This window comes from Acinetobacter sp. YT-02 (genome assembly GCF_002412355.1).
Taxonomy (GTDB): Bacteria; Pseudomonadota; Gammaproteobacteria; order Pseudomonadales; family Moraxellaceae; genus Acinetobacter; species Acinetobacter towneri.
Genome location: NZ_NOZT01000015.1, coordinates 21,771 through 35,930, shown reverse-complemented (window position 1 = coordinate 35,930; position 14,160 = coordinate 21,771). Strand labels below are relative to the sequence as shown.

General features: G+C 41.9%; 13 protein-coding genes. All 13 read left to right on the top strand.

Annotated elements, in window-relative coordinates; translation table 11 throughout:
• The first annotated feature begins 171 nt into the window (after window positions 1-171).
• The 13 genes from CF596_RS06010 to rlmN all read left to right on the top strand — a co-directional run bounded on the left by CF596_RS06010 (window position 172) and on the right by rlmN (window position 14,134).
• Window positions 172-978: an enoyl-ACP reductase gene (locus CF596_RS06010; RefSeq protein ID WP_004975071.1), complete on the top strand. Its 807-nt coding sequence runs from the start codon at window positions 172-174 to the stop codon at window positions 976-978.
• Window positions 979-1,154: 176 nt separating this feature from the next.
• Entirely contained in the window at window positions 1,155-3,899 is a 2,745-nt protein-coding gene (glnE, locus tag CF596_RS06005; RefSeq protein ID WP_096901524.1) for a bifunctional [glutamate--ammonia ligase]-adenylyl-L-tyrosine phosphorylase/[glutamate--ammonia-ligase] adenylyltransferase, read from the top strand.
• Between the two features lie 34 nt (window positions 3,900-3,933).
• Window positions 3,934-4,860: a branched-chain amino acid transaminase gene (locus CF596_RS06000; RefSeq protein WP_004975074.1), complete on the top strand. Its 927-nt coding sequence runs from the start codon at window positions 3,934-3,936 to the stop codon at window positions 4,858-4,860.
• Window positions 4,861-5,634: 774 nt separating this feature from the next.
• Entirely contained in the window at window positions 5,635-6,162 is a 528-nt protein-coding gene (locus CF596_RS05995; RefSeq protein ID WP_096901523.1) for a hypothetical protein, read from the top strand.
• Between the two features lie 121 nt (window positions 6,163-6,283).
• The gene (locus CF596_RS05990; protein WP_242439133.1) at window positions 6,284-6,979 is read left to right on the top strand and encodes a fimbria/pilus periplasmic chaperone; all 696 of its coding nucleotides are present in this window, start codon (window positions 6,284-6,286) and stop codon (window positions 6,977-6,979) included.
• A 3-nt stretch (window positions 6,980-6,982) separates the two neighbouring features.
• Entirely contained in the window at window positions 6,983-8,248 is a 1,266-nt protein-coding gene (locus tag CF596_RS14895) for a fimbria/pilus outer membrane usher protein (protein WP_242439132.1), read from the top strand.
• Window positions 8,245-9,291 carry a fimbria/pilus outer membrane usher protein gene (locus CF596_RS14890; protein ID WP_242439131.1) on the top strand — a complete coding sequence of 349 codons (1,047 nt, stop codon included), beginning with the start codon at window positions 8,245-8,247 and terminating at the stop codon, window positions 9,289-9,291. The genes CF596_RS14895 and CF596_RS14890 overlap by 4 nt, the downstream gene beginning before the upstream one ends.
• Window positions 9,292-9,322: 31 nt before the next feature.
• Window positions 9,323-9,748: a hypothetical protein gene (locus CF596_RS05980; protein WP_096901522.1), complete on the top strand. Its 426-nt coding sequence runs from the start codon at window positions 9,323-9,325 to the stop codon at window positions 9,746-9,748.
• Between the two features lie 261 nt (window positions 9,749-10,009).
• Window positions 10,010-11,293, top strand: a complete 1,284-nt coding sequence (locus CF596_RS05975; RefSeq protein WP_096901546.1) for a glycosyltransferase family 1 protein — start codon at window positions 10,010-10,012, stop codon at window positions 11,291-11,293.
• A 25-nt stretch (window positions 11,294-11,318) separates the two neighbouring features.
• Complete coding sequence (locus CF596_RS05970; RefSeq protein ID WP_004975087.1) at window positions 11,319-11,870, top strand: phosphatase PAP2 family protein; 552 nt, start codon at window positions 11,319-11,321, stop codon at window positions 11,868-11,870.
• A gap of 101 nt (window positions 11,871-11,971) precedes the next feature.
• Window positions 11,972-12,172 carry a Fe-S cluster assembly protein IscX gene (gene iscX, locus CF596_RS05965; RefSeq protein ID WP_019836293.1) on the top strand — a complete coding sequence of 67 codons (201 nt, stop codon included), beginning with the start codon at window positions 11,972-11,974 and terminating at the stop codon, window positions 12,170-12,172.
• A gap of 161 nt (window positions 12,173-12,333) precedes the next feature.
• Window positions 12,334-12,765, top strand: a complete 432-nt coding sequence (ndk, locus tag CF596_RS05960; protein WP_004975092.1) for a nucleoside-diphosphate kinase — start codon at window positions 12,334-12,336, stop codon at window positions 12,763-12,765.
• 136 nt (window positions 12,766-12,901) lie between these two features.
• Entirely contained in the window at window positions 12,902-14,134 is a 1,233-nt protein-coding gene (rlmN, locus tag CF596_RS05955; RefSeq protein ID WP_096901521.1) for a 23S rRNA (adenine(2503)-C(2))-methyltransferase RlmN, read from the top strand.
• Window positions 14,135-14,160: the final 26 nt, after the last annotated feature.

The following is a 14,160-nucleotide window of genomic DNA, read 5'->3' as shown; positions in this document are numbered from 1 at the left end:
TTTAACCAAGATTGTACGTCACCACTTGCAGATCATCATGTGACGTCATCTATCACTCACTTGAATCGCCATTGAGTTTTTACATAAACGGCAAAAAAAGGCGCATTATGCAATTTCACTATGCGTTCAGAATTGGCATGATACTGCGAAATATATCAAGGTGAGTTTCACATGGCACAAGGTCTTTTGGCGGGTAAGCGTTTTTTAATTGCTGGTATTGCAAGTAAATTATCTATCGCATTTGGTATTGCAGAAGCATTGCATCGTGAAGGTGCAGAATTAGCATTTACTTATCCGAATGAAAAACTCAAAAAACGTGTTGATGACTTCGCTGCACAATTTGGCTCAAGCATTGTATTGCCTTGCGATGTAGGCGTAGATGCAGAAATTGAGCAAGCTTTTGCTGACTTGGCAAAGCACTGGGATGGTTTGGATGGTTTGGTTCACTCGATTGGTTTTGCGCCTGCGCATACTTTAGATGGTGACTTTACCGATGTTACAGATCGTGATGGTTTCAAAGTTGCGCATGACATTAGTGCTTATAGCTTTATTGCGATGGCACGTGCTGCAAAACCATTATTACAAGCACGCCAAGGTTGCTTATTGACTTTGACTTATCAAGGTTCTGAGCGTGTGATGCCAAACTACAACGTCATGGGTATGGCGAAAGCATCTTTAGAAGCAGGTGTACGCTACTTGGCTTCAAGCTTGGGTGCTGACGGTATTCGCGTGAATGCAATTTCTGCAGGTCCGATTCGTACGCTTGCCGCATCGGGCATTAAATCATTCCGTAAAATGTTAGACCTGAATGAAAAAGTTGCACCTTTAAAACGTAACGTGACCATTGAAGATGTTGGTAATGCGGCATTATTCCTTTGCTCACCATGGGCGAATGGTATTACTGGTGAAATTCTGTATGTCGATGCAGGTTTTAACACGGTTGGTATGAGCGCAGAATTAATGCTAGATGCTGAATAAGCATTGCATCAAGCAGATAAAACCGAAGTTTAGGCTTCGGTTTTTTTATCGCTGCATTTTAAGCAAGAGGTATTTTGCAGATTGCTGTAATTTTATTTTCTTCTTTGACGCATCTGCTGCTATAAATAGATGGGTTGACAATATTTCAAAATAAAACTGGGTTTTAGGTCTTAAAAATGAATGCGGAACAATTGCAAAAAACGTTACATGCCAGTCAATATGCAGAACAAGTCTTGGCAAATCACGAAAGCCTGTTACAGCAGGATTATGCAATTGACCAATTTCTAAAACCGCTGAGCGCAGACTATATTCATCAATTGGTGATTTCGACTTTACAAGACATTCAAGATGAAACCTTGTGGATGAAAACCCTGCGAATTTTACGCGCGCGTTTAATGTTCCGCTGGATTTGGCAAGATGCCAACCAACTCACCGATGTGGTGACGTTGACGCAGGAACTTTCAGACTTTGCTGATATTTGTGTGCAAGTAGCCAAAGATTTTGCTCGGATTCCGTTGGTCGCCAAGCATGGCGAACCGATGGGGTATAACGGTAAAGTCCAAGATCTGATTGTGGTCGCCATGGGTAAACATGGTGCGCAGGAACTGAATTTATCCAGCGACATCGACCTGATTTTTGCCTTTGATGAACAAGGCGAAACCAATGGACGCAAGTGTATTGAAGTGCAGCAATTCTGCATTTTATGGGGACAAAAACTGATCTATCTATTAGATCATATCACCGCCGATGGTTTTGTTTTCCGCGTCGATATGCGTTTACGCCCGTGGGGCGATGGTTCTGCTTTGGCGATTAGCCATGTCGCACTGGAAAAATATTTAAGCCAGCATGGACGCGAATGGGAACGCTATGCTTGGATTAAGGCACGTATTATCACAGGTGGGCAAGAAGGTTATGAACTGCTGGAAATGACCCGACCTTTCGTATTCCGCAAATATGTCGATTACACCGCCTTTGAAGCCATGCGCGAAATGAAAGCCATGATTGAGCGCGAAGTGCAGCGTCGTAATATTGAAGACAATATTAAATTGGGCGCGGGCGGTATTCGTGAAGTTGAATTTATTGTGCAGGTTTTTCAGCTGATTTACGGTGGTTCAAAACTAGAATTACAAGACCGCCAGTGTTTGGTGAGTTTGCGCCATTTGGGCGAAGCTGAATTGCTAGAGCCACAAGCCGTACTGGATTTGGAAGATGCCTATTTATTCCTGCGTCGAGTAGAACATGCCATTCAAGCCTTGAATGATCAGCAAAGCCAAGCTTTACCGACTGAACCTGAGTTACGCGCACGCATTAGCGATACTTTGGGCTTTGCCGATTGGGACAGCTTTATGCAGACCCTAAATGAAAAGCGTGTCAAAGTCATTTATCAGTTTGAGCATTTAATTAAAGAAAATGAACCCGATTCTTTGCTGGAAAATTACAGTCAGCTAGAAAAACAGCTCGATGCGGTACTAGACGATCAAGCGAAAAATTTAGTGCATGAGTTCTGGTATGGACATGCCATTAAAAAACTCACCGCCAAAGCTTTACAGCGTTTAAAAACCTTTTGGCCACACTTGATTGAAGCAGTGTTGCAGTCAGAAAATCCACAAATGGCATTGATGCGTTTAATGCCACTGGTCGAATCTGTTCTGCGTCGTACCGTGTATTTGGTCATGCTGATTGAAAGCAAGGGGGCACTGCAACGCTTGGTAAAAATGGCCACAGTCAGCCCGTGGATTTGTGAAGAATTGACGCAATATCCTGTGTTGTTGGATGAATTTTTATCTATGGATTTTGAATTGCCAAAACGCAGCGATTTGGAAGATTCTTTGCGCCAACAATTGCTGCGCATTGAACTGGATGAAGTTGAAGACCTCATGCGGGTGCTACGTTTATTCAAAAAATCCAACGTATTAACAGTTGCGGCCAGCGATGTACTGGCAGAAAGTCACTTAATGAAAGTGTCAGATGCGTTAACCGATATTGCCGAAGTGACCGCAAATGCAGCCCTACAACTGGCCTATCAGATGATTGTCAAAAAACATGGTTATCCGCTAGACAGTGAAGGGCAGCGCTGTGGTTTGGAGCATAACGCTTTTGCCATTATTGGTTATGGCAAAGTAGGTGGCATCGAACTTGGTTACGGCTCAGATTTAGACGTGGTTTTTATTCACAACATGGATGAACAAGCCGATACTGATGGCATTAAACCGATCAGTGGCTTTGAATTTGCTATGCGGGTGGCACGTAAATTTGTATCTTTAATGACCACGCAAACTTTAGATGGTCGAGTTTATGATGTCGATACCCGTTTACGTCCTTCGGGAGATGCGGGTTTATTGGTGACCAGTTTACGGGCCTTTGAGCAATATCAACTGAAAAGTGCGTGGCTGTGGGAGCATCAGGCTTTAGTGCGTGCGCGCAGTATTGCGGGTGAGCAATGTTTACGTGACAAGTTTGAAGTATTGCGTTGTCAGATTTTAACCCAGCCGCGAGATGAAGCTTATGTCCGCAGTGAAGTGCTGAAAATGCGTCAAAAAATGAAAGATCATTTGGGTTCATCTAAAGAGCAAAAAAAAGATGGAATTTTTCATTTAAAACAGGATGCAGGTGGTATCGTTGATATCGAATTTATGGCACAGTATGCGGTATTAGCCTGGAGTGGGTCGAATCCTGATCTCGCCCATTATTCCGACAACGTAAGAATCCTTGAAGATGCCGCAAAAACAGGTTGCTTATCCAGCGACGATGCGACAGCATTGATTCAAGCTTATCTCCGTGAACGAGCCGAAAGCCACCGCTTAGCCCTTGCAAATCAATCCATGCAAGTCAATGCTGCGGACTGGTACGATACCCGTGAGGTCGTTTGCAAGTTATGGCAAAGATTAATTGATCCGACTGCAATGTCTGCGTTGGATTAAAATGACTATTGTATAAACATTTGGAGTGTGTGCCATGAATTTGGCTGATCGTGATGGTTTTATTTGGCAAGATGGACAATTGGTTGACTGGCGTGATGCAAAAATTCACGTCTTAACGCATACCTTACACTACAGTATGGGTGTGTTTGAGGGTGTCCGCGCTTATGAAACGCCAAACGGAACTGCGATTTTCCGTCTTCAGGACCATACTAAGCGTTTGTTAAACTCTGCAAAAATCTATCAAATGAAAGTACCATTTGATCAAGCAGCTTTAGAACAGGCGCAAATTGATGTTGTACGTGAAAACAAACTTTCATCGTGCTATTTACGTCCATTAATTTGGATTGGTTCTGAAAAACTGGGTATTGCTGCAACCAATAACACCATTCATGCTGCTGTTGCGGCTTGGGGTTGGGGTGCATACTTGGGTGAAGAAGCGATGGCTAAAGGTATTCGCGTTAAAACTTCATCGTTTACGCATCATCATCCAAACGTGACCATGTGTAAAGCTAAAGCTTCTGGTAACTACACTTTGTCTATTCTTGCACACCAAGAAGTAGCGCAAGCAGGCTATGACGAAGCGATGTTGATGGACCCACAAGGTTATGTATGCCAAGGTTCTGGCGAAAACGTATTCTTAATTAAAGATGGCGTTTTACATACACCAGACATCGCAGGCGGTGCTTTAGATGGTATTACGCGTCAAACAGTGATCACGATTGCTAAAGACTTGGGTTATGAAGTAGTTGAACGCCGTATTACGCGTGATGAATTCTACATTGCCGATGAAGCCTTCTTTACAGGTACAGCAGCAGAAGTTACCCCAATTCGTGAATACGATGACCGTGTAATTGGCTGTGGTTCACGTGGCCCAATTACCACTGAAATTCAAAAAACTTTCTTTGACGCAGTTCAAGGCAAGAATGACAAATATGCACATTGGTTGACTTACGTTAAATAAGTCACGCGTGTGTACCTGAGTCCATATTACAGGCTCAGGTATGATGACCCCATTTAGGCAGTGGCTTGAATGGGGTTTTATTTTGCCTGCTATTGCGTTATTGAACGGCTAAACATCTTTCGAGATTGGTTTCTCACGTTTCTGATATAGATGAATGATCAACTGTTTCTTCGTTGAGTTGGTGATGTGAAAACTTGATCTTTTGCATAAATTCAGCCGCCCAAAACATGGCTTTTTTATAGCGAGAGGCAATCCCTGTAATTGGTGAGATTTGATGTTAAAAAACGCTCAGTCTGTTGAATGTGATAGGAGATAGTGAATTAAATACGTGAAAAGTGTAGTAAAAATTAGGCTAAAAACTGAATTTTGACCATTCTTTCAAAAATAAACCTACTTAAAATGTAACAAAAGTTAAAATAAAAATGTTGTTAAATTTAAATAAAAATGTTGTTAAAGTTAAATAAAAACAATGTGTTGGTTTAAATGTAAATAAATATATTTTTTGGGTATCCCTAGAATTGGTATCACAAGTTTTAGGGAGTGGGCTGCTCCCTAGTTTTTTGCGATGTCATTTAAAACAGTACTTTAATCTCCTAATTAGCTGAATTCCAAGGTTTATTTAATATTGTGTGAATTAGGGCGTATAGATGGCTTTTTGTGAGAAATACCTCAAATGAAGAAGCTCGCTAAGGATTGAGTTTCAATAATTCTAACGATATCTCAAGTGAGTGAATGATTAAAAAATGGTTTTTATAAGAGTTATGGAGAAGTGACATGTCTAAATTTATTAAAACTGCTGCTGCTTTGATGGTTTTCGGAGCTTTTTCAACGGTAACAATGGCAGGTGGTAATCATCATCCTAAACCAGACCCTAAGCCAACCCCAGTATGTAACGAAGGGCCATGTACAGGAAGTATTCCAATTCAAGTGATTGTGCCTAAGCGCTTTGAACTGAAAGTGAAAACACCAAGTATCTCATTAAAAGATGGTGCAGAATCTTCAGGTCAATTTTTGGTTGGAGCGAATGCAAAGTACAACTTAATGGTCGATACCGATAACCGTGTGGGGAGCAAATCAACCAAATCTCAAGCGATATCAGGTAATCATGCAGTGGGTTTAACCGTTGAAACCACGCTTGCGGGTTCATCGTCTGTGATTCAGTTAAATGATCAGAAAACCAACATTGCGCCAGGTAACAATGGCTGGAATACTTACAATGTCTTGGTTAAAAGTGACAGCGTAGGTATTTCTAAACCAGCGGGTACTTACACCGATAAATACAACATTCGAGTGTCATTCTAATTCGCTTGAACTCAATCTAAATCAGTTGGCTTTACCGACAGGGTGGAGTCAACTTTTTAGTCTAAAGAAATACAAAATAAGACATTGCTGGGGGAAGTATGAAACGATTATTGAAATATATATGCTGGTTGCAGGTTGCTTATGTGTAGAAGCTGTTTATGCAAACTTGGTCATTTCACCTACGCAAATGTATTTGGGCGATAAAGCACGACAACGCAGTGCAACAGTAGTCATGGAAGCCACCGATCTTACTGAACCGAAAAGCTTTGAAATGTCTGCCTATAAATGGTCGCAAAATGCACAGGGTGAAGATGTACTAGAGCCAGATCAAGACCTTTTAATTAATCCAAAAAACTTTGTTTTACAACCTAATACACAACAAATTATTCGTGTAGGTTTTAGCCGACCACTTTTGAAGGAAGAAATGGCGCAAGAAAAAACTTGGCGCATTGTTTTTAAAGAAATTGCTCCTGTAGTGGAAGAAGACGCCTTACAATTTTTATTCACAATTTCTGTTCCTTTATTTGTGGGTAAGCAAGAAGCCATTCAGGTAACAGCAACCCCGCGTTATCAAAATGATCATTTATTTTTAGAGATAGAAAATCATGCTGCATCGCATGTGCAAATTTCTTCAATCAGTATTTTAAATCAACAAAAACAACCTGTCGCAACTACTCGTGAAATGAAATATTTGTTGAATCAACAAAAGCACAGCTTTGATATGGGGCAAATCAAACTCAGTGATTTGAAAAATTACATACTCAAACTTGAAACAGATAAAAGTGAGCAAGCCATTGAGTTGAAAATGAAGGGCTAAATCATGCATAGAACTCGACTGTTTTTTGCGCTGCAAAGTGTCCTGTGGGGGATACCATTACAAGCCGCTGCTGCTCAGCCTGAAATGGTATTAAATAGTGTCTGGCTAAATGGCGTTGATCGTGTCGTTGAAAGTCTAGTATTGCAGCAGGACGGGCAACGTTATATGGAATGTGAAGTCTTGCAACAATTGGGTTTGCTGCAAGAGCGCTTACAAAAACACAGCGCACAAACTCAGTTCTGTTCTGTAAGCACCAATGAAATTCAGTCCGTGCAAGACGCTGCGCTGCAAGCCATAAAACTAACTGTACCAGTCAGCTATTTTATTGATGCACAATTTACCCAAACGCATGCGATTCCCTCAAAAGCGGACTTGGGTGGCTTTTTAAATTATGATTTGCTGTATGCACGTTATGATAATTACAATGAAATAAATGGCTTGGTGGAGCTTGGTGTTTTTAAAGATTACTGGATTTTTAAAAATGCCATGATGTATCGCAAAGAGGTAGAACAAGATCAAGATAAGCTACTGCGTTTGAATACCAGTTTTGAAATAGAGTTTCCATCACGTTATCAGCGTTTAACCTTGGGTGATAACACAAGTGTTTATAATCCATTATTAGATACATTTAGATTTGGCGGTGTATCTTTTGGTTCGAATTTTAGTAGTTATCCAGACTTTATTTATTGGAATGTACCCACCTTAAGAGGCAGTGCTGTACTGCCATCCACCGTCGATTTATACATTAATGGCATCAATTTATATCAGCAACAAGTGACGCCTGGGCACTATACCTTAAATACGGGTGCAAATATTCAGCAGTCGGGCGAGGCGCAAGTGGTGGTGGAAGATGTATTGGGAAATCGTACCGTGCAATCTTTTCCAGTTTATGTCACCACGCAACTACTCAAACCAGGACTGAACGAATACAACTTTTCTGCAGGAAAGCTGCGTTATGACTACGACTACGTGTCGGATGATTATCGTGAGTTTTTTGGCAACCTTTATTTCAGACGTGGAATTACAGACAGCACGACGTTAGGAACCAATTTAAGTTATAGCAAAGATGTGCAGAATGTCGGGTTGCTATGGACGCAATCTCTCAGCAAATATGCCTTGTTAGATACGCATGCTGCGTCTAGCCACAGTGATTGGGGCGATGGTTATACCTTTGGCGCTTCGTTAAGCCGTAATGGAAGTCGGCTTGCACTTGGTGCAAGTCATAAATACTACAGTCCTGAATATCGTGGTTGGGTTATAGCGATATGACACAAACAGTGGAATACGACAACTTAGCTTATGTCAGTATTTTCTATATTCCTTTCATTAATACCTTAAATGTGAACTATCTAGAGCGCCGTTATCATCCCAATGCAAATAATAGCTTTGCAGATAGTCAAATGCTTACAGTCGGTTTTTCTCGTATGTTTGGGCGTCAAACTTCATTGTCGTTTTCTTATTATAAAGATTTGAAAATGCAGGATAGCGACGGGGCATATTTAACGCTGAACTATCAATTTGACCAACGCCGCAGTGCGCAGCTTTCGCATAATTTTGATGAGCAAACCCAGTTGCGTTATGCACAGAGCAGCCTGACGCAAAATGGTGTGGATTACACTCTTGCTGTGCGTCACCAACAAACAGAAGGGGATATTGGGGTAAATGCTTATACAGCCCTGAAAATGCCGATGGGCAATTTATATTTAAGCCACGATGAAAGTGAGCGCTTTAGCTACAGTCAAGCCAATTATCAGGGCGCAGTAGTGTGGTTAGACCGTAAATGGGCCATGACCAAATATGTAGACAATGCTTTTGCCTTGGTGAATGTTGGTGATATTCCAAATGTGGAAGTACAGCGCGCCTTAACACCTGTTGGTAAAACCAATCAACATGGTTATGTGTTTGTGCACGACATTGTGCCTTACGTCAATTACGACGTGTCTTTTGATCAGGACCAGTTAGATCTGTATGACAGTTTTGAATATTCAAGCCAAAAAGTGATTGGCATGAATCAACGCGGCTATAAAGTGAATTTCCCTGTTCAGCGTACAGGATTGATCATATTGCATTTACTCACGCCCGATCAGCAGACCTTTGTGCAGGGCAGTGAAGTGTATTTAAGTGATGATACAACTGAATTTGTACCTGTGGGCAGCGATGGAAAAGTACATTTATATGGTGTGAAAGCAGGCAGTTATACGCTGAAAGTCAAAACCAAAGGTGGAAAAATTTGCCATAGTTCACTTGACGTCCCTCAAGTTAAAGCAGGCACTGTTCCACAAACTAGACAGTTAGATTTGATTTGTCAGTAAGTATATCAGCAGGATGATTGAGGATGAGAACATGAAAAGATTAGGGATGGTAAAAAAATTAAGTCTAGTGCTGTGTGGATGCTGGATTTGTTTTCCTGCACAGGCTTGCACCATTGGTTCAGTCAGTGAATCTTTATTGCAAATGAGTTCACAATACCGTAGCCAGACCGCAACCAGTTTTAATGTGCGCTGTGACCGTGGTTATAGCATTCAGTTCAGCAGTCGTAATTTACGTGACAAACATGGCAGCAGCTTTGTGAATAATGGTTCACACCGTTTACGCACCAGTATGAGTATTATGGGAGCAAAAACAAATTTGTGGAACACGCCTATAGCAGGGCATGTTTCTACGACAGGACATAAATACAGTGTCGCGGTACGCTTGGATGAACAACCGAGTTTGACAACGCCAGCAGGGCGTTATACCGATGAGTTGTATATTAATTTACTTTTTTAGAGGGCTTAGATGTGCGGCAGTTCCAGACAAAATGCGCCGCGGATCAGGTATTCAGCAAACAAGATATTCAGCAGGCAGGTAGACAATATCTGCTTTTTTTATCTATTTTTTGCTGAATGACAGCAAAGGATATACATAAAACTAGGTATGAGTGGTCATCTAGTTGTTTAAAAAATGACAAATGTGTCACCAAAGCATCATATTACTGCAATGCTGCTGCTCTATGCTAGCAAGCATAAAATAAGAATTGAGCATAAGGCGATGAGCAATGTATTGGCAAAGCAGAGCAGTAAGTTAGAGCGTTACAGCGATGCGTTTAAATTTTATTTCAAACAAGATCAAAAACAAAAAAGCAGCCAGCCTACCTCTGAACTCTCAGACCTCGTCCGCCCACGTTTAAAAATTGCCCTTGTAACAGAAACTTGGCCACCTGAAATTAATGGTGTGGCACGTTCACTGTTGCAGCTTTGCAAAGGATTGCAGGAACTTGGACACAAAATTTTATTGATTCGCCCTGAACAAAAACAAGCCTGCACTCAATTCCAACCGTATCAAGAATGTCTGGTAAAAGCACAAGCCATTCCTAAATATCATAATTTACAATTTGGCTGGCCGCAGTGGTCTAAACTTTCGCAGGCTTTAGATGAGTTTCAACCTGATGTGGTGCATATCGTGACTGAAGGTCCTTTGGGTCTAGCTAGTTTACAAATTGCAAAGTCCAAAAATATTCCAATATCGAGTGGTTTTCACTCTGCTTTTCAGGATTTTAGCCGTTTTTTCGATTTGGCATTTTTACTCAAACCCATTCAGCACTATCTAAAATGGTTTCATAACAATACATCGCTGACTTGTGTGCCAAGTAGCCACACCGAAAAATCATTGCGTCAGTTTGGCGTGCAAGGGCCTTTAGTGGTGGTTGGGCGTGGTGTCGATGTTGAATATTTTTCCCCGTATTTTCGTTCGACCCAACTGCGAGCAAGTTGGGGTGCCAGTGAAAACACGCGGGTGATGTTGTATGTCGGGCGTTTATCACCTGAAAAAGAAGTCAATCTTATTATTGATGCCTATCAGCGTATGCCAAAAAATACCGAACAGCCTGTGAAATTGGTGATTGTTGGAGATGGCCCAGACCGTGAGCGTTTAGAAGCCTTGAACACTCAGGGAGATATTGTTTTTACAGGTAGTTTAAGTGGGACAGCACTTGCACAAGCCTATGCCAGTGCCGATGTATTTGCTTTCGCCAGTCAGGTGGAAACCTTTGGTAATGTCGTGTTAGAAGCCATGGCCAGTGGCTTACCTGTCATTGCGTATGATTATGCTTGTGCACGTTTACATCTAAAACCGAATGAAACAGGTTGGTTGAGTCCACTCGGTCAGCCAGAAGATTTGGTCGGTCATATCCACCGACTTCCAGATCTTACAACCCTTAGACAGATGGGCGAACACGCCCGCAAAGCGACTTTAAATATTGGCTGGCAGTATCCAGTCCAACAATTTGAGCAGGCGTTATATCAGGTGGCGAAGGAGCTACACATGCCATCTTAGATATACGCCAAAGAGGAGAGAACTGATGAAGTTTAAAAATGCAAAAATAAGAATGCTGGATCTCGACTTAAAAGGCTGTTTGTATCTTAACCATTTTTCCCACTCTCAGCGGGTGGCACAATTTTTTAAAGTTATTAGCCGTTTGGGCGATGGTGTGTTCTGGTATGTCATGCTCGCAAGTGCATGGATGATGCAGGGTATTGGTTATAGTTTACAAATTATTTATCTGTTGTTAGGCGGTTCTGTCGGCACAGGTATTTATAAATATTTAAAACAGAAAACCGTCCGTCCACGTCCGTATCAGGTACACCAAGTGATCCGTTTGGGTGAACGTCCCTTAGATCATTTTAGCTTCCCATCAGGTCACACTTTGCATGCAGTCATGACCACAACGGTTTTGGGTTATATCCAGCCAGTATTGTTGATGTTGATGTTGCCCTTTACGATTTTGGTGGCCGTTTCCCGTATGATTTTAGGCTTGCACTATCCGAGTGATGTGGCAGTCGGGGCGATGATTGGCGGTTCAGTGGCGAGTGCGATTATTTTGGCTGCACCTTATGTAAATATTGTTTTATAAGTCTGGATAAAACCAAATCGAAAATTCAGTGCAGTAATGGCAGGCAGCCCATGCGAAATTTGTTAAAGTAGTCGCTGTCTTGACTAGAATAGGGAATACACATGGGTTTACGTTGGACGGACAGCATCGACATTGCCATTGAGTTATATGAGGCGCATCCCGATGTCGATCCGCAATGGATTCGTTTTACCGATTTGCACGCTTGGGTCTGTGCTTTGCCAGAGTTTGAAGATGATCCCGAAAAATCGACTGAAGGCATCTTAGAAGCCATTCAAATGGCGTGGATTGACGAAGCACGTTAATCTAGCGGTGTGAAGCAAGATTGATTTGCCGATCAAGGTCCTGCACAATGCGCTTCATATCGAAAAAAGCAATTTTTTTACACATCAAAAGCAGAAAATAGCCCATTATTCGGTATAATGCGGCAAAATTTTCGCGTCAACATTGACTTAAGGAGCCAATCATGGCTATTGAACGTACTTTATCTATCGTAAAACCAGATGCTGTTGCTAAAAACCACATCGGTGACATCTTTGCTCGTTTCGAAAAAGCTGGTCTTAAAATCGTTGCGACTAAAATGAAACACCTTTCTCAAGCTGAAGCTGAAGGCTTCTACGCTGAGCACAAAGAACGTGGTTTCTTTGGTGACCTAGTTGCGTTCATGACTTCTGGTCCAGTCGTTGTTTCAGTTCTTGAAGGTGAAAACGCAGTTCTTGCTCACCGTGAAATTTTAGGTGCAACAAACCCTAAAGAAGCTGCACCTGGTACAATCCGTGCAGATTTCGCTGTAAGCATCGATGAAAACGCTGCTCACGGTTCAGACTCAGTTGCATCTGCAGAGCGTGAAGTAAACTACTTCTTTGCTCAAACTGAAGTTTGCCCACGTACTCGTTAATACGCAGTATTCAAACCAGATAAGTGTTATTATGCTTATCTGGTTTTTTATTCTCCGATTTTTATTTTCTGAATAAACCTTTGCTCACCTCTTGAGCTTCTCCTTTCATCTTTAGACATGGTTTAGGTATACACACATGAGTACAGAAGTCCTCGCTGCATCTGCAACAGATGTTCAGCAAGCATCTGCGTCCGCTCCTGCACAGTCTGCGACTGCAGAGAAAGTGAATCTCCTTGGCATGTCACGTCCACAAATGGAAAAATTCTTTGAAGATTTAGGCGAGAAGAAATTCCGTGCAGGGCAGGTGATGAAATGGATTCACCAGTTTTTTGTTACAGATTTTACTGAAATGACCAATATTTCAGGCAAGTTACGTGAAAAACTGGAAAAGATTTGTGAAATTAAAGCGCCTGAAGTGGTGCATAAAAATTATTCTAAAGACGGTACTCGTAAGTGGGTATTCCGTGTCGGTGATGGTGAAGGCTCATTGGTTGAAACCGTTCTGATTCCTGCCGAAGACAAAACTGGCTCACGTAAAACCCTGTGTATTTCATCGCAAGTAGGTTGTGCACTGGACTGTTCATTTTGTTCTACGGGTAAACAAGGTTTTCAGCGTGACCTAACCCAAGCCGAAATTATTGGTCAGTTGTGGATGGCAAACTATTCCTATATGGAAGATGTGCCTGTGATTGAACGTGAGCGTTCTGTGACCAACGTGGTGATGATGGGTATGGGCGAACCGTTGTTGAATTACGATGCCGTCTTGAACGCCATGCGCATTATGCTAGATGACTTTGCTTATGGCATGTCTAAGCGTCGTGTGACTTTATCGACTTCGGGTGTTGTACCTAAAATTGACCAATTGGCACAAGATATTGATGTGGCTTTGGCAATTTCTTTGCACGCCACCAATAACGAACTGCGTGATGAACTTGTTCCAATCAATAAAAAATATCCATTGGAACAATTAATCGCAGCTTGTCAGCGTTATATTGGCAAAGATGGCAACGAAAGTGCGCGTAAACACGTGACCATTGAATATGTCATGTTAGATGGTGTAAATGACCATCCTGAACATGCGCAGCAAATGATTAAGCTACTCAAGAACCTGCCAAGCAAGATTAATTTGATTCCATTTAACCCATTTCCGCACGCGCCGTATGGACGTTCAAGCCGAAATCGAATTATTTCTTTCCAAAAAACTTTGTCTGATGCAGGTTTTGTGTGTACGATTCGTCAGACACGTGGTGATGATATTGATGCTGCGTGTGGGCAATTGGTCGGACAAGTGGCAGACCGCACCCGCCGTGCCGAACAGTGGAAAAAGAAAGTTGCAGCGCAAAATGAAATCATACGCTCGCAAGGATAATGACTTGTATAGATAACTAACTTGCA